The 22,333-nt window shown below is 63.9% G+C and carries 16 protein-coding genes; 5 read left to right on the plus strand and 11 right to left on the minus strand.

The features are described from left to right. Nucleotides 1-160: 160 nt before the first annotated feature. The 3 genes from ACIPY3_RS00005 to ACIPY3_RS00015 all read right to left on the minus strand — a co-directional run bounded on the left by ACIPY3_RS00005 (nt 161) and on the right by ACIPY3_RS00015 (nt 2,661). Complete coding sequence (locus ACIPY3_RS00005; protein WP_397325481.1) at nt 161-763, minus strand: TetR/AcrR family transcriptional regulator; 603 nt, start codon at nt 761-763, stop codon at nt 161-163. 88 nt (nt 764-851) lie between these two features. After that, nucleotides 852-2,192, minus strand: coding sequence for a phenylacetate--CoA ligase PaaK (gene paaK / locus ACIPY3_RS00010; RefSeq protein ID WP_400328480.1), 1,341 nt, complete (start codon nt 2,190-2,192; stop codon nt 852-854). Between the two features lie 7 nt (nt 2,193-2,199). Beyond that, complete coding sequence (locus ACIPY3_RS00015) at nt 2,200-2,661, minus strand: hotdog fold thioesterase (protein ID WP_400328483.1); 462 nt, start codon at nt 2,659-2,661, stop codon at nt 2,200-2,202. Nucleotides 2,662-2,860: 199 nt separating this feature from the next. Here ACIPY3_RS00015 and ACIPY3_RS00020 point away from each other — a divergent pair, with 199 nt between their 5' ends. Then, nucleotides 2,861-3,448 carry a GNAT family N-acetyltransferase gene (locus ACIPY3_RS00020; protein WP_400328486.1) on the plus strand — a complete coding sequence of 196 codons (588 nt, stop codon included), beginning with the start codon at nt 2,861-2,863 and terminating at the stop codon, nt 3,446-3,448. A 141-nt stretch (nt 3,449-3,589) separates the two neighbouring features. Here ACIPY3_RS00020 and ACIPY3_RS00025 read toward each other — a convergent pair whose 3' ends face one another. Both ACIPY3_RS00025 and ACIPY3_RS00030 read right to left on the minus strand, forming a co-directional pair. Continuing rightward, nucleotides 3,590-5,146, minus strand: coding sequence for a putative bifunctional diguanylate cyclase/phosphodiesterase (locus ACIPY3_RS00025; protein WP_400328489.1), 1,557 nt, complete (start codon nt 5,144-5,146; stop codon nt 3,590-3,592). A 2-nt stretch (nt 5,147-5,148) separates the two neighbouring features. Next, nucleotides 5,149-6,210: a hypothetical protein gene (locus ACIPY3_RS00030; RefSeq protein ID WP_400328492.1), complete on the minus strand. Its 1,062-nt coding sequence runs from the start codon at nt 6,208-6,210 to the stop codon at nt 5,149-5,151. A 107-nt stretch (nt 6,211-6,317) separates the two neighbouring features. Here ACIPY3_RS00030 and ACIPY3_RS00035 point away from each other — a divergent pair, with 107 nt between their 5' ends. Then, complete coding sequence (locus tag ACIPY3_RS00035; RefSeq protein ID WP_021473873.1) at nt 6,318-6,485, plus strand: hypothetical protein; 168 nt, start codon at nt 6,318-6,320, stop codon at nt 6,483-6,485. Nucleotides 6,486-6,630: 145 nt separating this feature from the next. On the opposite strand, the gene ACIPY3_RS00040 is transcribed toward ACIPY3_RS00035, so the two are convergent. Beyond that, nucleotides 6,631-8,274 carry an ATP-binding protein gene (locus ACIPY3_RS00040; RefSeq protein WP_400328495.1) on the minus strand — a complete coding sequence of 548 codons (1,644 nt, stop codon included), beginning with the start codon at nt 8,272-8,274 and terminating at the stop codon, nt 6,631-6,633. Nucleotides 8,275-8,469: 195 nt separating this feature from the next. On the opposite strand from ACIPY3_RS00040, the gene ACIPY3_RS00045 reads away from it, so the two are divergent. Together ACIPY3_RS00045 and ACIPY3_RS00050 are read left to right on the plus strand one after the other, a co-directional pair. Then, entirely contained in the window at nt 8,470-8,853 is a 384-nt protein-coding gene (locus ACIPY3_RS00045; RefSeq protein ID WP_400328498.1) for an STAS/SEC14 domain-containing protein, read from the plus strand. Nucleotides 8,854-8,891: 38 nt separating this feature from the next. Then, nucleotides 8,892-9,695, plus strand: a complete 804-nt coding sequence (locus ACIPY3_RS00050) for a class I SAM-dependent methyltransferase (RefSeq protein ID WP_400328501.1) — start codon at nt 8,892-8,894, stop codon at nt 9,693-9,695. 79 nt (nt 9,696-9,774) lie between these two features. Here the strand turns inward: ACIPY3_RS00050 and ACIPY3_RS00055 are convergent, their stop codons facing one another. The 5 genes from ACIPY3_RS00055 to ACIPY3_RS00075 all read right to left on the minus strand — a co-directional run bounded on the left by ACIPY3_RS00055 (nt 9,775) and on the right by ACIPY3_RS00075 (nt 19,618). Then, complete coding sequence (locus ACIPY3_RS00055) at nt 9,775-11,994, minus strand: S9 family peptidase (RefSeq protein WP_400328504.1); 2,220 nt, start codon at nt 11,992-11,994, stop codon at nt 9,775-9,777. Between the two features lie 150 nt (nt 11,995-12,144). Next, complete coding sequence (locus ACIPY3_RS00060; RefSeq protein WP_400328507.1) at nt 12,145-13,410, minus strand: hypothetical protein; 1,266 nt, start codon at nt 13,408-13,410, stop codon at nt 12,145-12,147. Nucleotides 13,411-13,522: 112 nt separating this feature from the next. Next, entirely contained in the window at nt 13,523-14,449 is a 927-nt protein-coding gene (locus ACIPY3_RS00065) for a diguanylate cyclase (RefSeq protein ID WP_400328512.1), read from the minus strand. Further along, a complete protein-coding gene (locus ACIPY3_RS00070; protein ID WP_400328517.1) occupies nt 14,446-17,958 on the minus strand; it encodes a response regulator in 3,513 nt (1,170 codons plus the stop codon). The genes ACIPY3_RS00065 and ACIPY3_RS00070 overlap by 4 nt, the downstream gene beginning before the upstream one ends. Nucleotides 17,959-18,094: 136 nt before the next feature. Further along, nucleotides 18,095-19,618 carry a chitinase gene (locus tag ACIPY3_RS00075; protein ID WP_400328521.1) on the minus strand — a complete coding sequence of 508 codons (1,524 nt, stop codon included), beginning with the start codon at nt 19,616-19,618 and terminating at the stop codon, nt 18,095-18,097. Nucleotides 19,619-19,874: 256 nt separating this feature from the next. Between ACIPY3_RS00075 and ACIPY3_RS00080 the strand changes: the two genes are divergently transcribed. Further along, nucleotides 19,875-22,235, plus strand: coding sequence for a glycosyltransferase family 2 protein (locus ACIPY3_RS00080; protein WP_400328524.1), 2,361 nt, complete (start codon nt 19,875-19,877; stop codon nt 22,233-22,235). The last annotated feature ends 98 nt before the right edge of the window (nt 22,236-22,333 follow it).

The following is a 22,333-nucleotide window of genomic DNA, read 5'->3' on the forward strand; positions in this document are numbered from 1 at the left end:
CAAAGCACACACCAACTACCAAACCCGCGCCCGGCAACCCCTGGCCGCCTAACCAAAACAAACAACGAACCTGTCTCAGAAACTTGACGACCGCAGAGCAACAAAATGGGCGGTTGGGTGAGAGAGGGAGCACCAAAAGGGGCGGTTGGGTGAGAGAGGGTCAGGCGGCGGCGTGGAGGCCGTCGAAGGCCATGGTGATGACGTCGTCGGCGAGCTTCTCCGGGGACAGCGAACCGCCGGGCTTGTACCACTCCACGATCGAGTTGATGGTGCCGAACAAGAGTCGCGTGACGGTGCGGGGATCGATGTCCTGACGCAGCGAGCCGTCCTCACGGGCCGCGGAAATCAGCGCGGCCACTTTGTGGTCGAACGCGCGGCGACGTTCCAGGGCATCGCGCTCGATGTCCGTGTTGCCCCGCAAGCGAAGCAGCAGGGTCACGAAGGGCAGCCGATCCACCAGTACGGCGATGGTCTGGCGGAGCACGAATTCCAGGCGGGAGTCAGCCGGGCCGGTCAACGCGGCGGGCTGCTCCAGGATTGCTTCAAGACCGCCGAGCGCGTGGTCCAGGGCAAGCTTCAGGAGGTCGCCCTTGGAGGGCACGTGGTGGTAGATGGCTGACTTGGAGATCCCCAGGTTCTCGGCCAGGATGCCCATGGACGTTGCGTCGTATCCGTGGCGGTTGAAGACGTCGACGGCGATGCGGAGCACCGACTGCTGGTCGTAGCCGGGCCGTCCGCGCTTGGCTGTGGTCTCACTAGGCATGGTGGCATCTTCTCACGTTCTCTGGGCGTGACTGCCGTTCAGCGACTTCGCATGTCAGGGCAAACATGCGAAGCCGCGAGGAAGAACGTCAGCCTTTGGGGCGAAGGTCGTAGATCCGGCGGAGTTTCCCGTTGGACCGTTCAAGCGAGCCGGGTTCCACCACGTCAACCACGCAAGAGGACCCAACGTGGATCTTGATTTGCTCGCGCAAGGTGTGGGCCGCCGTCGTGCCTGCCTCGACCGGGACGGTTTCGCGGCGCTCGATCCGGACTGTCAGCGAATCCATGCGCTTGCCCTCGGGCCGGGTGATTTCCAGCTGGAAGTGGGGGCTGAGCTCCGGGATCCGCAACGCGATTTCCTCGATCTGGGACGGGAAGAGGTTCACGCCGCGCAGGATGATCATGTCATCGCTGCGGCCGGTGATGCGTCCCATGCGTCGGTGTGCGGGGCGGGCCGTGCCGGGGAGCAGACGGGTGAGGTCCTTGGTGCGGTACCGGATGATCGGCAGCGCTTCCTTGGTCAAGGACGTGAAAACCAGTTCGCCGGGTTCGCCATCGCCCAGGACGGTGGAGTGGTCGAACGGGTCGATGATTTCGGGACGGAAGTGGTCCTCCCAGATGTGGCAGCCGTCCTGGGTTTCGACGGCTTCGCCTGCGACGCCCGGGCCCATGACCTCCGACAGTCCATAGATGTCCGAGGCCTTGATGTTCATGGTGGTTTCCAGCTCGTGCCGCATCTCCTCGGTCCACGGCTCGGCACCCAGTACCGCGTACTTGAGCGAGGTGGACGTGGGATCGATGCCCATGTGGGCCATGGCGTCCGCGATGGTCAGCAGGTACGTGGGCGTGGCAAGGATGGCGTCCGGTTTGAAATCCTGGATGAGCTGGATCTGGCGTTCTGTCTGGCCGCCGGACATCGGGATGACCGTGCAACCGAGGGCTTCGGCTCCGGCGTGGGCGCCCAGGCCGCCGGTGAAGAGGCCGTAGCCGTAGGCGTTGTGGACCTTCATTCCGGGACGGACGCCGGAGGCGCGCAGGGAGCGTGCCACCAGCGTGCCCCAGTTGGCGAGGTCCGTCTTGGTGTAGCCAACCACGGTGGGCCGGCCCGTGGTTCCGGAGCTCGCGTGGATGCGGGCCACCTGGTCCTGCGGAACGGCGAACATGCCGAACGGATACTCCAGTCGCAGGTCCTCTTTGGTGGTGAAGGGGAACTTGCCGAGGTCGCCGAGCTCGCGGAGGTCCGTGGGGTGCACGCCTGCCTCATCGAACTTGCGCTTGTACAGCGGCACGCGGTCGTAGGCGTAGGCGACGGTGTGCTGGAGGCGGGTGAGCTGCAGGGCCTCCAGTTCGTCGCGGGACATGGTTTCCTCGCGGTCCAGCACGGCATCGGACGTGGACGCAGTCGGTGAGGCGACGGTGTTCTGTGTCATGAGCTTCCTACTTCTTGGAGATGGTGCGGCTGCGGCCACGGAACTCTGCGATGAGTTCGCCGGGCGCGTCTGTGGAGGGGGAGTCAGCCGGGTCGGCGGCGTAGAGCTGGATGTCATACAGTCCGCTGCGGCCGGTACTCGCGCGGCGGTTCGCGACGGCGGTAATCACCTGGCCTTCGAAGGCCGGCTTCATGAAGTTGATGTCGACGCCGGAGGCCACCGTGATGGTGGCGGCTTCCTCGGGCGTGGGGTTGGCCGGGTTGCAGGCCAGGGCGAAGGCGGTGTCACCGAAGGCGAAGATCATTCCGCCGTGGGCCATGCCGAAGCCGTTGAGCATTTCCTGCCGGAGCTTCATGCGGATGGTGGCGTGGCCGTCGTCGAGCTTGAGGACCTCTATGCCCATCCATTCGGACGCGTAGTCGTTGGTCAGGATGTGGTGCGAAGCACCGGAGAGGGTTGTTTCAACCATGCGTCATTGCCTCCAGCTTTATTTACCGAATGTTCATTAGGTAATCCCAGATCGGGCGAACTGTCAAGACTGGACGAGGATTCGGGCGGTGAAGCAGGCCGGAAAAATGACAGGAAAGGGACTGGGATGCGCGGTGGGGTCCGTGCCCGGATGCCAACGATTGGACACCGCTTCTGGCGAACACTGTAGCCTCGGAGGCATGCCCGACATTGAGCTTCCCATCCTCACTGAACGACTCATCCTCAGGCGCTTCGAAGCTGAAGACCTTGAGCGCTTCCACGGTTACCAATCCCTGCCCGAGACCGCACGGTTCCTGCTGCGCCCCGAGCTGAGCAAGACCAAATCCATGGAGGTGCTGGGACGCTACGCCAACTTCGAGTTCAAGCAGGAAGGGGACTGGGTGTGCCTGGCCATCGAGCGGCAGGACAAGCCGGGACTCCTGGGCGAAGTGGTGCTGAAATGGTTGGAAGGTCCCGGGCAGGCGGAGATCGGATGGATCCTGCACCCGGACGCGAGGGGCCAAGGGATCGCCACCGAAGCGGCCGAGGCCGTGCTGGACTTGGCCTTCGGACTCCTGGCCTTCCATCGGGTGGACGCGAAGCTTGACGCGCTAAATGCCGGCTCAGCGGGAATTTGCCAACGAATCGGTATGCGCCTTGAAGCCACGCTCGTGGACATCTGGCACTACAAGGGCCAATGGGCTTCGGAAAACATCTACGCGATCCTGGACTCCGAATGGCGGGCACGCAGGGTCGCGAACAGCCAGGACGCCGTCGCGCCCCATTAGCAAAACCAAAAGGACGCCTGCGACGCGCCGAACCCCGGCCCGCCGTCGTCGTGCGGCAACGCGCCGAACCCGGGCCGCCGCCGTCGTGCGGCAACGCACCCAACCCGGCCCGCCGCCGTCGTCCGCCAACAGGCCGCAGGCTCAATCCCGGACCGGCCACGCCTTATGGTGCCTGAGCTGTTCGGTGAGCTGCGCCTCGGGCAGGGGACGACTGAAGAAATAGCCCTGGCCGCTGGTACAGCCAATGCTGAGCAAGTACTCGGCCTGGTCCTCGGTTTCGATGCCCTCCCACACGGCACCCAGGCCGCATGCCCGGATGAGTTGCAGCACCGCGGCAAGCAGTGCCGGCTGCGAAGGGTCGCTGCCGAGGGCCGAGAGCAGGGAACGGTCCACCTTGACCGCATGCACGGGCAGTCGCCGGAGGTAGTCGATGGAGGAGTAGCCGGTGCCGAAATCGTCGATCTCCATGCCGACGCCCAAGCGCTCCAGGGCCTTGAGCGTGTACCGGTCAAGGTCGTTGCCCTGGATCACTGCTGACTCGGTCAACTCCAGGACCAACTGGGACGGGTCCAGGCCCGCCGAGCTCAATGCATCCCGGACGTCCTCTACGAACTCCAGCCGCTGGAGGTCCGCCGCGGAGACGTTGATGCGCATATTGAAATCGTGGTGGGCGGTAAGGGGGTCGCTGCGCCACTGCTGCAACTGCTCGACGGCGGTGCGCAGCACCCAGGTGCCCAGTTCGGAAATCATCCCCGTTTCCTCGGCGATGGGGATGAACTCGTCCGGCATCACCATGCCGCGGGTGGGGTGGTTCCACCGGACCAGAGCTTCCACGCCTTCGATCCCGCGCGTATCAAGCCGGATGATCGGCTGGTAGAACAGCACCAGTTGTGAGCCGGTGATGGCTTCCTTGAGTTCGCTGACCAGCTGGTTGCGGAGCTGGCGGGCGTGCAGCATCTCCTGCTTGAACACCTTCAAGCGCCCACGGCCCTCGGCCTTGGACTCGTACATGGCGATGTCGGCTTCCATCATGAGTACTTGGGCCGTCTGCTCCGGCTGCGCCATTCGAAGGCCCATGCTGGCGCCGCAGCGGAGGTGGTGCCCCTCGATTTCCATGATGCCGTCGACGGCGGCAAGCACCCGGTTGCCGATGGAATTGGCGATCGCCGGGGTCACGTCGCGCAGCAGGACGGCGAACTCGTCGCCGCCCATGCGGGCCACCATGTCCTCTTCCCGGACTGCTCCGCTGATCCGCTGGGCCACGATTTCCAGCACCTGGTCACCGATGGTGTGGCCGAGGGAGTCGTTGATGCCCTTGAAGCCGTTCATGTCCAGGAGCAGGATGGCGGGCCGTTGCCCGCCGTTGCGGGCGCGTTCCTGGGCATCGGTCAGGGCGGAGGTGAAGGCCGAGCGGTTGTTGAGCCCGGTGAGGGAGTCTGTCATGGCCATGTGCTGCATCTCGCGGTGAGCCTCGTGCAGCTGCTTGGTCCTGGCCGCTACGCGCTCTTCGAGCTCGGCGTAGATGATCTGGAGGTCCTCGGCCAGGAGGTTGGTCCCCATGATGACGGCATCGATCTCGTCCCGGGCATCGGAGACTTCAATACGGGCGTCGAGATCTCCGGCGGCCAGTTTGATGATGCCTTCCAGGAGCAACCCCAGACGCGGATCGTTGCCGGCGTCAGACTTCTCCTCGGACATGCTCACCCCCCGTGCGGTCCGCCTCGCTCATCTGCGGTACGCCCAACATTATCGCGGAGATACTCGTGAACGGCAGAGCTGCGTTCCGGGAGGGCTGCCTGCTCGAACAATGCGGCCGATTCGTCGAAGGTTGCCTGGGCCTCTTGCTGCCGTCCCAGGGCCAGCAGGGTTCGGCCCAGCAGGAAATGCGCCTCGGCTGCGGTCTGGGTGGCCAGGACGGAGGAACGGTTGCACAGCGGCTCCAGGATGGCCAGGGCGGCGGGCATGTCCTGGTTGAGATAGTTCCAGCGCGCCCGGACCAGTGACATCTCCAGGTGGTCCCTTTCCGAGCCGCCCACGATGTCCGTGGCCAGCTCGGCCCTTTCGATGCAGCGCAGGGTAGCGGCGTCGCTCAGTTTGGCTTGGAGGCGCATTTCGGCGGATGCCCGGTTGAACCGTGCCCACAGGTCCACGTCCTTGGAAGGGGACAGCCTTTCGGCCGCGAGATCGTGGTAGAGGCCGCCGTCGGAAACCCTGTCCGCGAGGAAGGCGACGTTGCCGATCACCCAATAGCCCTTGCCTGCTGTGTCTTCGTCCACGTCGGCCAGCAGGTTCTCGAGTTCCAGGCACTCGCGCCACGCGTCTTCCAGCATCCTGCTTTCTGCAAGCGAGGCGATGAGGGCACGCTGGGCCAGGATCTGCACATACAGCAGGTCCGGATCCCCGGCGGCAAGTTTCGCGGCGTCCGAGGCCATGGCAGCGGCTTCGGCCAGGCGTCCGAGTCCCTGCAGGGCGACAGCCACCATGGTTCCCGCCATGGCGCCGCGTTCGGCAGAGGACGCGGTCAGGGGAAGGTCATTGAGGGCCGTTGCAAGTTTGAGGTATTCCTCGATCCGTCCTTGGTCGCGGCGGCACTCTGCCTGCAGGTAGAGCATGTTCCACCAGGCATCATCATCACCGGCCGATGTGGCCAGATCGGCGGCTTCGCCGGCCAGCCGGAAGGCTTCGTCGAAGTCGCGTTCCTTCCACTTGGCGCGTGCGTTGAGTCCGGCTACGACCACTGGCGTTAGTTGGGGACTCTGCATGAGGCCATTATCCATGTTATTGCGGAAGAAAAGCTCGTATAGTTTGCCCCGTGACTTTATTCAAGTCACGAACAAGAAATTCGCATCAGAACGAAAGGGCACAGCGAATGAAGAAATTTGCGGCAACACTGCTCATGGCAGCAGTCTTGGCGGTAACAGGCTTTGCTGCTCCGGCCAACGCCGAGCCTTCGCAGGACAGCACGGCAATCGGCTGGTGGCCGAACAGCGTCACCACCAAGACCAACACCACCAGCATCGGTTGGTGGCCGAACTAATTGGGGGGACGCCTGTAAAGGCCCCATGACGCAAATTGATGCCCCGGGTTACCACCCGGGGCATCAGTTTTGTTTCGGCATGTGTCGCGGATTAGTGACGATCCGCGTCAGGGCGGGCTGCCATGGTTGACAGTCTTGTCACAAGCTAGGGTCCCCCGACGGGCAGTTCCACGGACACGGTGGTCCCGGCCCCAAGCGTCGAGTCCAGGTCCAAGCGACCCATGTGCCTGCTGACGATGTCCTGGGCGATGGCCAATCCCAGGCCGCTTCCGGGGACAGCCGCTGCCGTCGCATTGGAGGCGCGGTAGAAGCGCGTGAAGATGTGCGGGAGATCGTGCTCGGGGATGCCCAGCCCGGTGTCTTCGATTTGGACGAGGGCCGCTTGGCCGCCATCCTCGGTGGCCGCCAGAACACTCGTGATGCCCACCCGGCCACCCTCGGGCGTGAACTTGATGGCGTTGGCAACGATGTTGGTGAACACCTGTTCCAGCTTGGCCTCGTCCGCTGTCACCTCGATGTCTTCGGAGGCCTCCACATAGGAGATGGCGACGTGCCGCGATTCCGCAAGCGGACGCAGCGTGGCAACCACCACCTGCAGCAGCTTGGCGATGTCCACGGGTTTCAGGTCCAGGTTGCTGCCGTCCTGCATGGACACCGTGAGCATGTCTTCGATAAGCCGCCGCAGCCTGTCCGAATTCCGGGCGATGACATCCAGCATTTTCCTGATGCCGTCCGGCACGGGACCGCCCGAGCCGTCACGGATCATGTCGAGGTAGGCGGTAATGGAGGTCAGGGGAGTACGCAACTCATGGTTCACCGTGGCCAGGAAGTCCGTCTTGGCTTTGTCGAGCTGCCGCAGTTGATGGAGAACCCGTTGCTGGGCGCTGATCAGGTGGCCTTGGATGAGGCCGTGTGCAACGTTCCCGGCAACGTGCTGCATGAGGTTGATTTCCGGGCGCGTCCACTCGTGGCTCGCCTCTTCAGTGGCCAGGAGGATGACGCCCAAAGCAGAAGCACCCTCACCAACGGGAAGGATCACCGAGGATACGGGACTGAGCTCGGGCGACCATTCACGCAGCGCCGCAGTGATGCGTGAATCGGGTTCCGTCCGGTGGTCCAGGATGGCCCGGACATCCGCCTGGGTCCAGAGCTTGTTGGCGAGGCCCATGATGGCACTCTCCATTTCGCCCAGCTTCGCGGGCAGTTGCGCGACGCCGGCGCGGTTCCATTGGGCGCGGATGGAGGGAACCCGTTCGTCGCGGAACGTTGCGAACCACACATGGTCAACAGCCAGGGCTTCGCCGAAGCCGCGGACCACGAGGTCGGCAATGAGTTGGGGATCGTTGGTTTCCCGGATGGCGGAGGAGACGTTGCGGAGGCTTTCGCGCAGGGTTTCCACTTCGCCGCGGGTACGGGCCCGTTCCTTGGAACGGCCGATAAGCGTGTTGACGCGGTAAACCAGTTCCTCGGGGCGGACCGGATTGAGGACATAGTCCACCATGCGCCATGCTTCGACTTCTTCGAGATCCACCTGGTCAACGGCGTCCAGCAGCAACAGGACGGGGACGCCGGGACTGCGGAGGCCGTGTGCCAGCGAGTTGTCGAGCACCACCACCGAATGGCTGTTGTGTTCCAGGCTGATGGCCAGAGAGGCGGCGTTGGAGGCAGGAAACACCTGGAACCCCGCAGCGGTCAGCGCAGCAGAGGTCACCGTCAGCCGTTCGATGTCGGAGTCCGCCACCAGGGCGGAGAGTGAGACCTGCTGGACATCGGCCCTGTCCGAAACCACTGAGCCCCCTCCGATACAACTTTACGTTCCACGGCAAATACCAGATTTGGCAACACCCTATCAGCGCATGCCCCGGCTGCGGACCAGCGGCGCAGAATGCGTCGGAGCGTTCGGCCCCATCCTTGCCCCAGGGATTCGCCAGCCTTAAAGTGCCTGTTGGGGCTGCCCCGCCCCGACCCAACGCCAAGGAGCACAGTGGAGCACCCAGACGCTTCGGAAGACCTTCAACCGGTCACCTTCCAACTGGAACTCGAGGAGCAGGGCATCCTGCGGCTGACATGGCCGCGCGGAGCCAGGATCAAGGAAGCGGACGCCCAGCGTGCCATGGACCGGGTCAACGAGCTTTGCGGAGCAGACCGGTACCCGATGATCGTGGACATGGCCACCACGGACGATGTGACACGCGGTGCCCGCTCGGTTTTCGCCAAACCGTGTCAGGCCAACCGGATCGCCCTGTGGGGTTCGTCCCCGGTGGACCGGGTCATCGCCAACTTCTTCCTGGGAATCATGAAGCCACCCTGCCCTACCCGATTCTTCACGGACCAAACGGAAGCCCTGGAGTGGTTGGTGGAGGAATAAGTGCAGGTGAGGGCGGTGTGGCCCCCTATATTGGGAGAATGCTCTCCGCTTTCCGGAAATACCTGCTGATTCCACGCCTGATCCGGCTTTCCTCGAGCGCGCCCAAAGATCCGCTGACGGCATGGGACACGTACTGGGGCAATGTCCGTTCCACCGGGGCCGCGGGCGATGTCCTCTGGGATTCGGGCAGCGACCACGAGCTTGAGGGCTACCTTCCCAAATTTTCCGTGCTCGATCAGTCCCTTCCGATCGTGGACGTGGGTTGTGGGAACGGCAGTTTCACGCGCTCGCTGGCGCGGCATTTCCCGCACGCCCTCGGCCTGGATTATGCGGAAAACGCGGTGGAGCGGGCACGGCTGGAATCGGACGGAAGTACGACGGCGAGCTACGGGGTCTGCGACATGACGGTACCTGACGCTTCGCGAACCGTGGCGACGGCCTTGGGCAGGGCGGGGTACTCCGGCGATGCGAACGTGTTCATCCGCGGGGTGCTCCACGTGCTGGACCGCAAGGGCCGTGCCGCCTTGGCCGCCAACCTGCTGCCCGTCGTCGGACAACGCGGCATGGTGTTCCTCGCCGAGACCAACTTTCCTGGCACGCCTGTGGACTACGTGACCCATCTGGGCGCGACCAAGGACTCCATTCCGGCGCCGCTCGAATGGGCCATCCGTGGCCTGCCGATGCCGGGCCGCTTTGGTGCCGCGCAGCGCCGGAAGGCCTTCCCGGCGGCGGACTGGGAGCTTGTGGAGGAGGGCGAGGCGAGCATCGAGACACGACCTCTGAGCAACCCGTCCAAGCCGGACGTGATCCCGGGTTACTTCGCGATCCTCCGAGCCCGCTAGTACCCAACTGAGTCGCATTTGTGCGCGTTTTGAGCCCTCAAAACGCGCTTAACTGCGACTCAGTTGGGTGCCACGAGCGCTACTTGAGGCCGGCTCCGGGGAGTAGGTCGGTGGCACCGAGGGAGTCAGCCACGAATGCGTAGTCCCAGGCCCGTTCGCGCCACTGCACGTAGCGCCCCGAAGCACCCCCGTGTCCGCCGTCCATCTCGATCTTCATGACAATGGGCTCGGACCCCGTGGTCGCCGAACGCAGCGCCTGCACCCACTTGGCCGGCTCCACGTACAGCACGCGGGTGTCATTGAAGGACGTCACGGCCGCGATCTTCGGGTAGGCCACAGATCGCACGTTCTCGTACGGAGTGTAGGACTTCATATACGCGTAGGCCTCGGGGTCCAGGATCGGGTTGCCCCATTCCTCCCACTCCAGCGCGGACAGCGGAAGGTCCGGGTCCAGGATGGTAGTCAAGGCGTCCACGAACGGCACTTGTGCCACCACGGCCGCGTATTTCTCAGGAGCCAGGTTTGCCACGGCACCCATGAGGAGCCCGCCGGCGGACCCACCCATGGCCGCAATCCGCCCTGGAGAAACCCACCCCGAGGAAGCGAGCCAGTCCGTGGCTGCGATGAAGTCCGTGAAGGTGTTCTTCTTGGTGAGCTTCTTGCCGTCCTCGTACCAGTGCCGGCCGAGTTCGCCGCCGCCGCGGATGTGCGCGATCACCATGACGATGCCGCGGTCCAGCAGGGACAAGCGGGCCACCCCAAAGCCGGGGTCCATGCTCATTTCGTACGAGCCATACCCATACACCAAGCCCGCTGCCGTGCCGTCCTGCTGTACCGAAGCGTGCCGCAGCACCGAGAGCGGAACCCGGGTGCCGTCGTCGGCCGTTGCCCATTCGCGCGTCGCTAGGTAATCGGTGGGGGAGTAGCCGCCCAGCACCGGGCTCTCCTTGCGGAGAAGCAATTCGCCGGCCGGCTTCGAAACGGTTGGCAGCACGAAGTCGTAGACCCGCGATGGCGTGAAGTAGGACGTGTAGCCCATGCGGATCACCGGGGCGTTGTAGTCGGAGCCGGACACACCAGCGGTGTACAGCTCCTCGTCGAAGGATGGCTCAACCGGTGAGCCCTGCGCGGCAGTTCCCAGGCCCTCCAGTGGCAGCACCTGGACGCGCTCGATCGTGTCCTTGCGGATGGACAGCACCAGGTGGGTGGCGGTCACTCCGGCACCGTTGACGCGCACCTGGTCGGAATGCCCGACGACGGTACGCCAGTCCTGCTCGGCCAGCGGCTTGGCCAGTTCTTCCGGATACACCAGGCTCACCATGGAATTGATGGCGTCCTTGTTGTGGGTCAGGAGAAGCGTTTCGCGACCGTCCAGGAGGAAGGGCTCAGCCTCGTAGAGGATGTGCTCGTCGCGGGATATGACAGTGGTGAGGCCGGCTTCGTAGTCGTCGAAGCGGAGCAGGCGCGTTTCGCTGAACTCGGAGCAGCCGATGCTGAGCACCAGGTGACGCCGGTCGGAGGCGAGCTCGAAGCCCAACCACATGGCGACGTCGTCCTCCTGGTACAGCACCTCGTCCTCGGTGACGGGCGTGCCCAGGACGTGGGCCTTCACCTGGTACGGCCGCCAGGAATCGTCCACCACTGTGTAGAAGAGGTGGGTGCCGTCGGGGGAGAAGGCAATGCCGTAGAAAATGTTCTCGATGACGTCAGGCAGGAGCTCACCCGTGCGGAGGTCCTTGATGCGCAGGGTGAAACGTTCGTCGCCCGCGTTGTCCACGGCGTAGGCGTAGAGGTTGCCGTCGACGGTTACGGCGGCCCCGCCGATGCTGAAGAAGGGCTGGCCCTCGGCCTCTACGTTGCCGTCCAGGAGGATCTCCTCGCCGGGGATCGACACACCGGGCTCCACGGATGGCGGCGTCCAATCGGCCACGCGGTCTCCGGTGTCTTCAGCCTGGACGCGGCACTGGATGCTGTATTCCTTGCCCTCCACGGAGCGGCTGTAGTACCACCAACCGTCCTTGCGGCTGGGCACGGAAAGGTCGGTTTCCTGGGTGCGGCCCTTGATCTCCTGGAACATGGCCTCGCGGAGGGGCTCCTGGTGCGCGGTAACGGCCTCTTGGTAGCTGTTCTCAGCCTTGAGGTGCTCCACGACCTCGGGGGACTCCTTGTCCCGCAACCACTCGTAGTTGTCCACGAAGACATCGCCGTGGTGTTCGCGATGGACGGGGACCTTCTTGGCGACAGGAGGCTGAAGCGCCGGTTCCGTGGCAGCGGCAGGTGCGGGGGAGATGTGGCTCATGTGGTCACTTTATCGACGGGCTCTGACAGCGAGCCAGCAATTTCGCTGAGAGCGCCGTCGCCTTACTTCGACCCGGGGGCGTCCGGTCCAGTTCGACGCCGGAGACTCGACACGCGGAGTCCTCATAGACCTGAGGGTCCTCGTTCGTGGTCAGCAGGTTCCTGTTTGGACCGTGTTGTTCTGGTTGACGTTGCCGGTGCCCGGTGCGACATAGACCTTTCCGGCTGCGCACGCCCTGTTGTTGGTTGCGACCACGTTCGTGATCGGGCCGCGGGCGCCAAAGTCGCCGATGTGGATGGCATCGAAGCTACCGTCGGGGAACGCGGAACCTGCCTTCAGGTCGTGGATGTAGTTACCGGTCAGTGTCACCCCGTTAACGGACCCAGTGCGGTTGTCGTAGTAACCAGTGCGGATGCCGTACGGAGCCCCATAGAACTCGTTGTCTGCGATCTTCAGGTTGTAAATGGAGTAGTTGCCCACGGCAAGTTGCATGCTGTTGCCCCGGTGTCCGCCCCGAACCTTGTTCCCGATGTAATTGATGTCGTGGGTGGGTCCGTTGATGGTGTGGGCTACGAGACCGTCGTCACCGTCGGTTCCGAGGCGCTGGTCGATGGTGTTGCCGGTAACGTCGCCAAAGGACGAGTCCAATACGTGGATTCCGTCGAGCTGGTCGTATTTGCCGCTCGTCGCAACGGTGGTAGTGCTGTTCTTCACGCAGAACTTAGTGGTGGCGACGGCGACGATGGAGTAGGTGAAGGGATTCTTTACGTGCACGCCATCCACCACGTTGTTCGAGCCGCCCCGAATGTCAACTACGTACTCGTCCAGGCGCCCGTCCAAGGTGACGCTCGCTGCGAGCGTGTTGCCTGAATGGTCTGCGGTGAGGTTCCTGATGGTGGTGTTCTTCGCGTAGTTGGTGGTGACGATCGGGTAGCCGCCTGACGGTCCCCTTGTAGACAGGAAGTTCGGGCCCGCCTTAAGGACCGTGGTGGGGCCTGCGCCCTCCAGCTTGACGTTGTTCGCCATCCGAAGTTTGCCGTTGATGATGTAGGTCCCGGCCACGAGTTTGACCACGCCACCACCTGCTGCCCCTGCGGTGTTGATGCGGTTCTGGATGGCACTCGTGTCATCTCCGCTGTCGTTGACGGTGGTACTGACCGAGTAGACCGTGGTTGCATTGCTGCCCGTCGCGCCACTCTTAGTGCATGCCGCCACCGTGGTGGTGGCTGTGGGAATGGCCGATACCGCGCCCGTATTGGCAGCTGATGCAGGGGTCGCCGAAGCTGGGGCAGCAGGGGCAAAGGCCAAGGCAAGCGACGCGGCTGCGGAGGCAACCACCAAGGCTGACCACCGCCGTCGTGGTTTTGTCCAAGTGCGGTTTTGGGCGAGTCCCGGATCTATGTCAACAGTTCTCATTGCAGTCCCTCCAAAGTGATAGAGCGCTCCGTCCGCGCCGCTCGCTGGAGTTTAGGTGTTGACAGATGTACCCGGAAAACCACTCCCGTTGCCTTGTGGATAACGTCTTGAGTCAGTTGGGGGAGGAGCCGGGGCTGGCCAGGGTTACCCGGTTCCTGCCCGAGGCCTTCGCCGCATACAGCGCCAGGTCCGCTTCCTTGAGGAGCTTCTCCGTTCCGGCAGGGTGCTCATGGCTGTGCGCGGCGACCCCCGCGCTGATGGTCAGCACGCCGTCCGGATCACCCGAGTGTTCGATGTCCAGCGCGTGCACGGCCGAGCGGACGCGTTCCATGACACCCTCGGCACTTGAAGCACCCTGCCCGCGAAGGACCAGCAGGAACTCTTCCCCACCGAATCGGTACACTCCATCGGTCTCCCGCACCTCCGCGGCGAGCGTGGCTGCGATGGCCACAAGCGCGGCATCTCCCGCCTGGTGTCCGTAAAGGTCGTTGTAGCTCTTGAAGTTATCCACGTCCACCATGGCCAGGCAGTACTCCTGCCCGTAGCGGTCGCTGAGGCTGTGGAGTTCTGCCAGGTCCTCGGTGAGCTTCAACCTGTTATGCAGCTTGGTGAGCGGATCGGTGCGGGCCTGCTCGGTCAACGCGGAACGGTACCGGGCCAGATCGGCGTGCAGGGAAGTGATCCGTTGCGCAGCGAGCAGGCGAATGCGCAGGTTGAACGGATCCAGCGGTTTGGTGACGTAATCGTCCGCGCCCGCTTCCATGCCTGCCAGCACATCGTCCCGGGAACCATGGGAAGTGACCAGAATGAGGTACGTGTACGAGTCGCCTTCGGCAGAACGGATGGTCCTGCACAGGTCCAGTCCGTTCATGCCCGGCATCATGAGGTCCGTGACCACCGCTTCAGGACGGTGCAGTTGGTACAGCTCCCAGGCCTGGTCCCCGTCCAGCGCCACGATGCACTCATGGCCGGATTGCTCCACTGCGGCTTTGGTGATGAGGCGGGAAATCTGGTCGTCGTCCGCGATCAGGACTTTCATGGGGCTCCCAACAAGGTCCGCTCGAGTGCGTGGTCAACCCGGGCGAGTTCGTCTTTCAACTGTTCAATCAGCGGCGTGGCGTCGGCTTCCAACCCCGGGCGGTCCTCCCGGCCCAGCTTTTCCAGGTCCTTGGCCAGACCGGCGGCGCCAACAGCTCCAATGTTGCCCGCCGCTCCCGACAGCTTGTGCGCCGCCAGTTGCAGGGCCTTGCCGTCGCCAGCGGACAGTGCCTTGCTGAGGTGGGCAAGGGAGCGTTCGGCTTCGTCGCGGAAGGCCGTAATGGCTGCCGGCAGCAGGCTGGGGCCGAGTTCGCGCAGCAGTTGCAGCCGCTCGGCGTCCAAGGGCGCGGGACCGTCAAGTTCCGCTGGAACGTCCAGCACCGCGGAAACGTCCGACGCCGGTGCTGCCGCAGTCGAGGGTGGTTCGCCCGCCGATTGCTGCGGCGGGGCATCCGGAAGGTGTCCGGCACGCAAGGGTGGTTGCACCGCCTCCCGACCATCCGGCGTCGTACGTTCTCCTGAATCGGCGCTGGCAGGCGCGGCCGGGACCCACTTGGCCAGGACCGCGCCCAGCTTGTCCACATCCACCGGCTTGCTGACGTAATCGTCCATGCCGGCGGCGAAGCAGCGCTCGCGGTCTTCGTCCAAGGCCCCGGCCGTCATGGCGATGATCGGGATCCTGTAAGCGCCTGCGTCGCGGGCCCGGATGGTGCGAGTAGCTTCGAAGCCGTCCATCACGGGCATGTGGCAGTCCATCAACACCGCAGCGTATTTTCCGGTGAGGGTGGCAGCGACAGCTTGCGAGCCGTCGTCCACGATTTCCACGTCGTAGCCCAGACGGTTCGCCATGCCCCGGGCCACCAACTGGTTCACTTCGTTGTCCTCGGCTACCAGGAGCGTGCCGAGCCGCGGGAGGGTTGGTACGGGAACCTGAGGTGCGGTTGGTTCGGCAGCCGTGCGTGGACTCGTCTTAGTGGCCATGAGCCTTAACAACCGGTTGTAGAACTCGGAGCTGCGCACAGGCTTGGTGAGGTACTCGCGGATCCCGGCGGACGTGAGGTCTGCCTTGTCAACGGCCATGGTGGAGGTGAGGAGGATGATCCCCGGCGATGGCGTTCCGTTGCTTTCGGCCTTGATCCTGCGGGCGAGCTCCAGGCCATCGGTGTCCGGCATGCACATGTCCACCACGGCGAGGTCATAGGGGGTGTGCGCGGTGGCGGCTGCGTGGTATTCGTCCAGCGCGCTCCGGGCATCGGGGAAGGCGACCGGCACCATGCCCCAACTGGCGAGCTGGTTCTCCAGGACCAGCCGGTTGGTGGCGTTGTCGTCCACTACCAGGACCTTCCGGCCGGAGAGCGAGGCAGGGAGGGCTACGGTGTCCGGGGAAACCGGACCGACTGGCAGGTCCAGCACAAACCAGAACTTGCTGCCCACGCCGACGCGGCTGTCGAGCCCGATGTCGCCGCCCATAGCTTCGGTGAGCTTTCGGGAAATGGCGAGGCCCAGTCCGGTCCCGCCGTAGCGCCGGGTGGTGGACGCGTCTGCCTGGGCGAAGGAGTCGAAGAGACGCCGGTGGTCTTCCGGCCGGATGCCGATCCCCGTATCACGCACCTCGAAGCGCAGTTGGGCGTCCTCACCATCCTGTTCAAGGACCGCCACCTGGATTTCCACCTCTCCGCTGGAGGTGAACTTGACCGCGTTGGAGGACAGGTTCAGCAGGATCTGGCGAATGCGTCCGGAGTCGCCCATGAGCCGCGCTGGAACGTCAGGGTGGCAATAGGAAATGAGTTCGAGGTCCTTGCTCTGCGCTGCCTCGGCCACCAGTCCGGCGACTTCGTCCACCAAGGCACGCGGATCGAAGGAGGCGATGTCCAGGTCCACTTTCCCGGCCTCCAGCTTGGAGAAGTCCAGAATGTCGTTGATCAGGGTCAGGAGCACTTCGCCGGCGCCCTTCACGCCCTGGGCGTATTGGCGCTGGGCCTCGCTGAGCTCCGTGTCCATCATGAGGGAGGTCAGGCCGATCACGGCGTTGAGCGGGGTACGGATCTCGTGGCTCATGGTGGCCAGGAACTCGGACTTGAGCCGGCTGGCCTCGAGCGCGGCTTCGCGGGCGTCCAGGAGTTCGGCCTCTGCCGCCCTGCGCTCGGTGATGTCCCTGGAAATGGTTGCTACACCGCGGATCCCATCTGGGCCGCGGACGGGGGACATGGTGATGGAGACGGGGATGGTTTTGCCGTCCCGGCGCGTGCGTTTGGTTTCGTAATTCTGGATGGTGCCGGAGGCTGCGGTGAGGGCGATGGCGTCGCGTTCCTCCACCAGCAGTTCTCCGGGGATGAAGAAGGTGCTGTTCCGGCCGATGGCCTCCGACGACGGGTAGCCGTAGATCCGTTCGGCGCCCGGATTCCAGCTGGTGATGATCCCATCGGTGGTCTTGCCAACAATCGCATCGCCCGAGGAATTGACGATCGCACCCAGGCCCTCGAGTTCGGCCGTGCGTTCGGCGACTTTCGTCTCCAGTTCGCGGGTCAGCGTGACATTCTCGACGACGATCAGCACCTGCCGCACGATGACGAACGCAACGACCACCAAGCCTGTCACCAGCAGGATCGGGTCCGTGCCGATGGGGCGGCTGCGCGAGAAGAACACAGCGCTGAAGACGGGGAGGTAGGGGAGGAGTTCCAGCATCGCAGCATAGGCCCGGCCGTCCTTGCGCTGCCGGTCTGCTTCCGGGACCAGCGGGCTCAGTGCTACCAAGAGGAACGCAATCACCCAGCCAAACGCCAAAGGAGAACCTGTGACCCCCGTAATGCCTTCAAGGGTGAAGCGGACGTAGGTCAGGTCGGTGATGGCAAGGATCCAGAAGCCGATACCCAGGCACAACCACGGCAGGCGGCGGCCCCGGGCGGCGCGCATGGTCAGGACAATGACCACCGACACCATCAACACGTCAGCCATCGGGTACGCCATCTGCGTCATGTGGGCAAAGGCGTCCTGGTTCGATTCCTGTGCAAGGGGGCCCAGCACCGAACTCCACGCGATGAAGAACGTGGCGCTGGCAACCACACCGGCATCCAGGATGGTTCGCCGCAGCGACAGCTTCAGTCCCTGCCCCCGGAGCAGGAGGACCAGCCCGATGGCCGTTGGCAGGGCGTACCAGACGAACCCGACATCCGCGAAGGAAGGGAAAGGGTACTGGTGGTCGAGGGTGATCCCGTTGACCGTCCATGCAGTTTGTCCCGCGCTCCACACAGCCAGCCCGGCCACCACGAACCAGCGGCCCACTGCGTTGCCGCGCCGTCTGAAAGCGGCCCGCGCGTGCGTGGCGAGTGCGGTGAGCACAGCCAAAAGGATGGCCAGATCGCCGGCGAGTTGCGCCGTCGTGCTTCCAATCCCGCTACCCAGACCGACGGCGAGCAACACGGCGCAGACGCCCGCAGCGATCAGGAACAGCGGCAAACCATGCCAACCGGTTGGGCGTACCGGACCAACCCCAAGCTTCACTTCTGCCACTGAACCCCTGCCTTCAACCGTGGCCCCACCAAAAGCGAACAGCGCCTCTTGCCTCGCGCTGATGCGAGCATACGTGAAACCAACCTGAGTATCAGCACCTATCGGCATCAGTCGTCATGCCGATAGGTGCTGAGCACTATTTAGGTGAAGCGGTGGCGAGAAGTTTCGCCAGTTCCTCGTTGGAGAGCTTCGTCCAGGCCGTGTCCGAGGAGCCCTGCAGGGCGGCCTCCGGGCTCTGGGCCTGGACCCACCACTTGGCCTCGAAGACCTTCTGGTCGAACATGACCCGGTCGCCCTTCCGGTAAACCGTGGCGGACGACCATTCCGGATACGTCCCCGCCGGGACAGTTACTTCCGGTTGGGGCTTGTCTCCGGGAAGGACCGGGCCGATCAACGTCCATGGTGCAGCTGCCCCGTTGGCCACGGGGTTGTTGGGCACATCGTTCTTGGTCCACCACTTGGCCTCGTAGACATTGCCCTGCCAGACAATGCGGTCCGATTTGGAGTACGTGGCGATGGGCGACCAGATCGGGTACGGACTCGTGGCGGGATCGTCAACCACTGCGCTCGCCGTGCCGGTGTCCGTAGGAACCGCCGCGGAGGCCGGGGCACCCTTCTCCGAAATGTCGGCACCAAGGACGGCGGAGAAGAGGGCGCCACCTTGGGAGACACCGCTGCACGCATCAGAGACCACGGAGATGGTGGGGTAGTTGGGGCCGCACTCGGCGTCGCGGTTCAGGGACCACATGGACATGCGGCCCACGCCCTTGTTCTCGGCGAAGTCGTGCAGGCCCTGGGCATCGGCCAGGGTGAAGACGTCGGCAACAACATCGTTCTGGCCGATCATGGGGGTCAGGCCGATCTTCCGCCACAGGGTCTGGGCGCCGAGGTCCTGGTTGGCGGCCTTGAACACGTCGCTCAACTGGGCGTGCGTTGCCTCGGCCGCGGCAATGGAAGCCTGGAGCATCGACTGGCCGGGAACGCGGCTGTCACCGTAGTCCATGGTCATGATGTTCACGCCGGCCAGGTCAACGCCGGCATCCAGCATCTGCTTCACTGCGGCCGTTCCTTCGGCGGTCAGTCCGCTGGGTGCCACGGGAAGGGTGAGCCACACGGCCAGGCCCTTGGCCGAGGCCTTCTCCTTCTGCAGCTCCCCCACGGACTTGGCCAGCCGCGCCAACGCCGCCTTGTCTGACAGGGCGGCACCCTCAATGTCCAGGTCGATCGAGGTCAGTTCGTACCGGTCCACCACGCTGGCGTAGGCAGCTTTGAGCTTGGTCTCGTCGGTGCAGGCAGTGGAAAGTTCCTTGTTGGTCAAGCCGCCGAAGGAGACGCTGACGTTGCCGCCGGACTGGCGCAGCCTGGCGATGCGGCGGTCCAGGTCCAACTGTGAAGCTGCCGCGTCCAGGCTGTAGAAGGTGCCCCACGACGGGGTGCAACCGTCCTTGGCGTCGGCCACGATGAAGGACAGGACCACGGATTTGGCGTTGGCATTGACAGGCTGTTCAAACGCGTACCGCGGGGTGGCCGTGACGTCCACGTATCCGGCGAATACAGAGGGTGAGGCTGCCGCGGCCCGGGTGTCCGTGTAACTGCGCCATGAAACAACTCCAGCAGTTACGAGTCCTCCCAGGAGGAGCAACAGAACGGAAAGCCTCACAATGGAGAGCTTCCGCCCCGGGAAATATTTCGACATGGAACACCCAAACGTTGAGGGGAATTTTGAGGTGGAGCAGGTACAAAACGTGGTGCGGAGCTGCCGAATAAGACCGGCACTGTCAACCCTTAGAGACAGGAAATAACAGATGCCCAACGTCGATTACTATAAGGGCAATCGACGTGACTTGGGGCATAGAAGGCGCACGTCGAACCGGACAACGGGCCCAACGTCCCGTAATGCAGTCTGATGGGGAAACATGACAGACCAGCTGGTTGATTCACCTGATCTTGCGCGAAATTCGGCGGAAACGCCGGAAGAAGCAGCGGAAGGCAAGGGACGCAAGAGGCAGTGGGGATCCGAACGCAGGTCGGAGCCGCTCGCTATCGTGCACCCGACGCCGTCGTCACGGAAGATCGTCCTGGGCCGTTTGGCTATTTTGGTTACGATCGCCTCGTGGATTTATTACGTGGTTTCCACCATCATCCGGCAGTTCGTGGATAACCCGAACTCCGGATTCCGTTTTGGTCTGGAATCGGTTTCTTACCTTGTTGTAGTTACTTTCTTGACCTTTTCTGCCCTCATGTACCTCCTGGCGCGCCAAGGGGCACTTTACCGATTCAAGGAACACCGCCGGGTACCGCGGGGTGAATTGGATAATCATTTCACCGACTACTCGGATGGCATTACCGTCCTGGTGCCTTCTTACGCCGAAGAGCCGGGAGTGGTCCGTGGAACTCTCTGGTCCGCGGCATTGCAGGAATTCCCCGATCTGAGCGTTGTCCTGCTCTTGGACGATCCCCCCAACCCCACGGACCCGGCAAAGATCCAGCGGCTGGATCAGACGCGGGCCCTGGCGGGCCAGATCCAGAAAGCCATGTCCGGGCCGGCGCAACGCGCAAACAAGGCTTTGGAAGGTTTCCGTGCGGCCTACGGCCACTCACCCGCCACCTCCGACGCCCCGTCTGCCACCACCAAAGAACTCCAGTTGCTGATCGCCGAGTACGAGGCCGCCGTGGAGTGGCTGGAGGCCATGGCGGAAGCAGAGTCGGTCCAGGACCACGTGGACGAATTCTTTGTCGACCTGGTGATCATGGGCCTGGCCCGGGAACTCCGGCTCGTGTTGCTGGCACTGGAGGCGGCGAAGGCCCAAAAGACGGCGCCGAGCCCGGAGCGCATGGAGCAGTTGTACCTGCGCCTTACCTGGATCTTCAACGTCCGCATGGACACGTTCGAGCGGAAGGCCTACGCCAGCCTGTCCCACGAGGCCAACAAGGCCATGAACCTCAACGCGTACATCTCCCTCATGGGCAAGCGGTGGCGGAAGGACCAGACGGACGGAAGCGTGGTGCTGCGGCCCACCACCACCGAGCGTGAAGATGACCTGGTGGTGCCGGACAGCACCTACCTGTTGACCCTCGACGCCGATTCCCTCCTGTTGCGTGACTACTGCCTGCGGTTGGTGTACTTCCTGGAATCGGCCGGCAACGAGCGCGTAGCGGTTACCCAGACCCCGTACTCCTCGTTCCGCGGCGCACCTACCCGCATCGAGCGCATCGCCGGTGCCACCACGGACATTCAGCACATCCTGCACCAGGGCATGTCCTACTACGGAGCCACTTTCTGGGTGGGAGCCAACGCGATCATCCGCAAGTGTGCCTTGGAAGACATCGTTGAAGTGGAAACCGTGGGCGGGTTCGAGGTCCGGACCTACATCCAGGACCGGACGGTCATTGAGGACACCGAGTCCAGCATCGACCTGGGAACCCATGGCTGGACCTTGGTGAACTACCCCGAACGCCTGAGCTATAGCGCCACCCCACCGGATTTCGGTTCGTTGGTGGTGCAGCGGCGGCGGTGGGCCAACGGCGGCCTCTTGATCCTGCCCAAGTTGTGGAACCAGTTGTCCCAGCGACGCATGCAGCGCCAACGGATCCTCATCCGCGAGGTGCTCCTGCGCGTGAACTACATGGCCTCCATCACCTGGGCCAGCTTCGGACTTTTGTTCCTGCTGGCCTACCCCTACGACAGCAGGCTCCTGAGCCCGGCTGTGTTCATCGCGGCCTTGCCTTACTTCCTGTGCATGGGTTCGGATCTGCGGGACTGTGGCCACCGGTTCAGTGACATTTTCCGGATCTACGGCTTCAACCTCATCCTCCTTCCGGTGAACCTGGCCGGCGTCCTCAAGTCCCTCCAGCAGGGCCTGACCGGTGACAAGATTCCGTTCGTCCGCACCCCCAAGGTCAAGGACCGGACCGCCGCGCCGGCCATCTATGTGCTGATTCCGTACGCAATCGTCGCGTTCTCCGTTCTCACCATCTGGCGGGACGTGCAGCAGCAAAACTGGGGCAACGTAGCCTTCGCCACCCTGAATGCCGTGCTGGCCATGAGCTGCATCCAGGCCTACATCGGCATTTGGAACTCCGTGGTGGACATCGCCCTGGGCGCCGTCAACTGGCTCTACGTTACGCCCAAGACCAAGGCGCCGCAGGTGTCCCTCGTGGTTCCCAAGACCGCGGAGGAAGTGGACTGGAAGTCGATCCTGTACCACGGTGACCGCAGGCTCAACCGGGACCTGCGCGGCGGAACCGACCGCCGTCGTCGAATCTCGCTCCGCTAGAGCAGTCTGCTGAGGCGCCTAACCCAGGCGCTCCGCTGAAGCACCCTAAACCCGGGTCCGGCACACTGCCGGGCCCGGGTTCTTGCGTATCTGGCTCG

It is taken from the genome of Paenarthrobacter sp. NPDC089714 (genome assembly GCF_044748905.1).
GTDB lineage: Bacteria > Actinomycetota > Actinomycetes > Actinomycetales > Micrococcaceae > Arthrobacter.

Coding starts and splice junctions, on each gene's coding strand:
- ACIPY3_RS00050 (WP_400328501.1), top strand. CDS start 8,892: ATGCTCTCCGCTTTCCGGAAATACCTGCTGATTCCACGCCTGATCCGG.
- ACIPY3_RS00030 (WP_400328492.1), bottom strand. CDS start 6,210: ATGCAGAGTCCCCAACTAACGCCAGTGGTCGTAGCCGGACTCAACGCA.
- paaK (WP_400328480.1), bottom strand. CDS start 2,192: ATGACACAGAACACCGTCGCCTCACCGACTGCGTCCACGTCCGATGCC.
- ACIPY3_RS00065 (WP_400328512.1), bottom strand. CDS start 14,449: ATGAAAGTCCTGATCGCGGACGACGACCAGATTTCCCGCCTCATCACC.
- ACIPY3_RS00080 (WP_400328524.1), top strand. CDS start 19,875: ATGACAGACCAGCTGGTTGATTCACCTGATCTTGCGCGAAATTCGGCG.
- ACIPY3_RS00035 (WP_021473873.1), top strand. CDS start 6,318: ATGAAGAAATTTGCGGCAACACTGCTCATGGCAGCAGTCTTGGCGGTA.
- ACIPY3_RS00060 (WP_400328507.1), bottom strand. CDS start 13,410: ATGAGAACTGTTGACATAGATCCGGGACTCGCCCAAAACCGCACTTGG.
- ACIPY3_RS00055 (WP_400328504.1), bottom strand. CDS start 11,994: ATGAGCCACATCTCCCCCGCACCTGCCGCTGCCACGGAACCGGCGCTT.
- ACIPY3_RS00015 (WP_400328483.1), bottom strand. CDS start 2,661: ATGGTTGAAACAACCCTCTCCGGTGCTTCGCACCACATCCTGACCAAC.
- ACIPY3_RS00020 (WP_400328486.1), top strand. CDS start 2,861: ATGCCCGACATTGAGCTTCCCATCCTCACTGAACGACTCATCCTCAGG.
- ACIPY3_RS00025 (WP_400328489.1), bottom strand. CDS start 5,146: ATGTCCGAGGAGAAGTCTGACGCCGGCAACGATCCGCGTCTGGGGTTG.
- ACIPY3_RS00005 (WP_397325481.1), bottom strand. CDS start 763: ATGCCTAGTGAGACCACAGCCAAGCGCGGACGGCCCGGCTACGACCAG.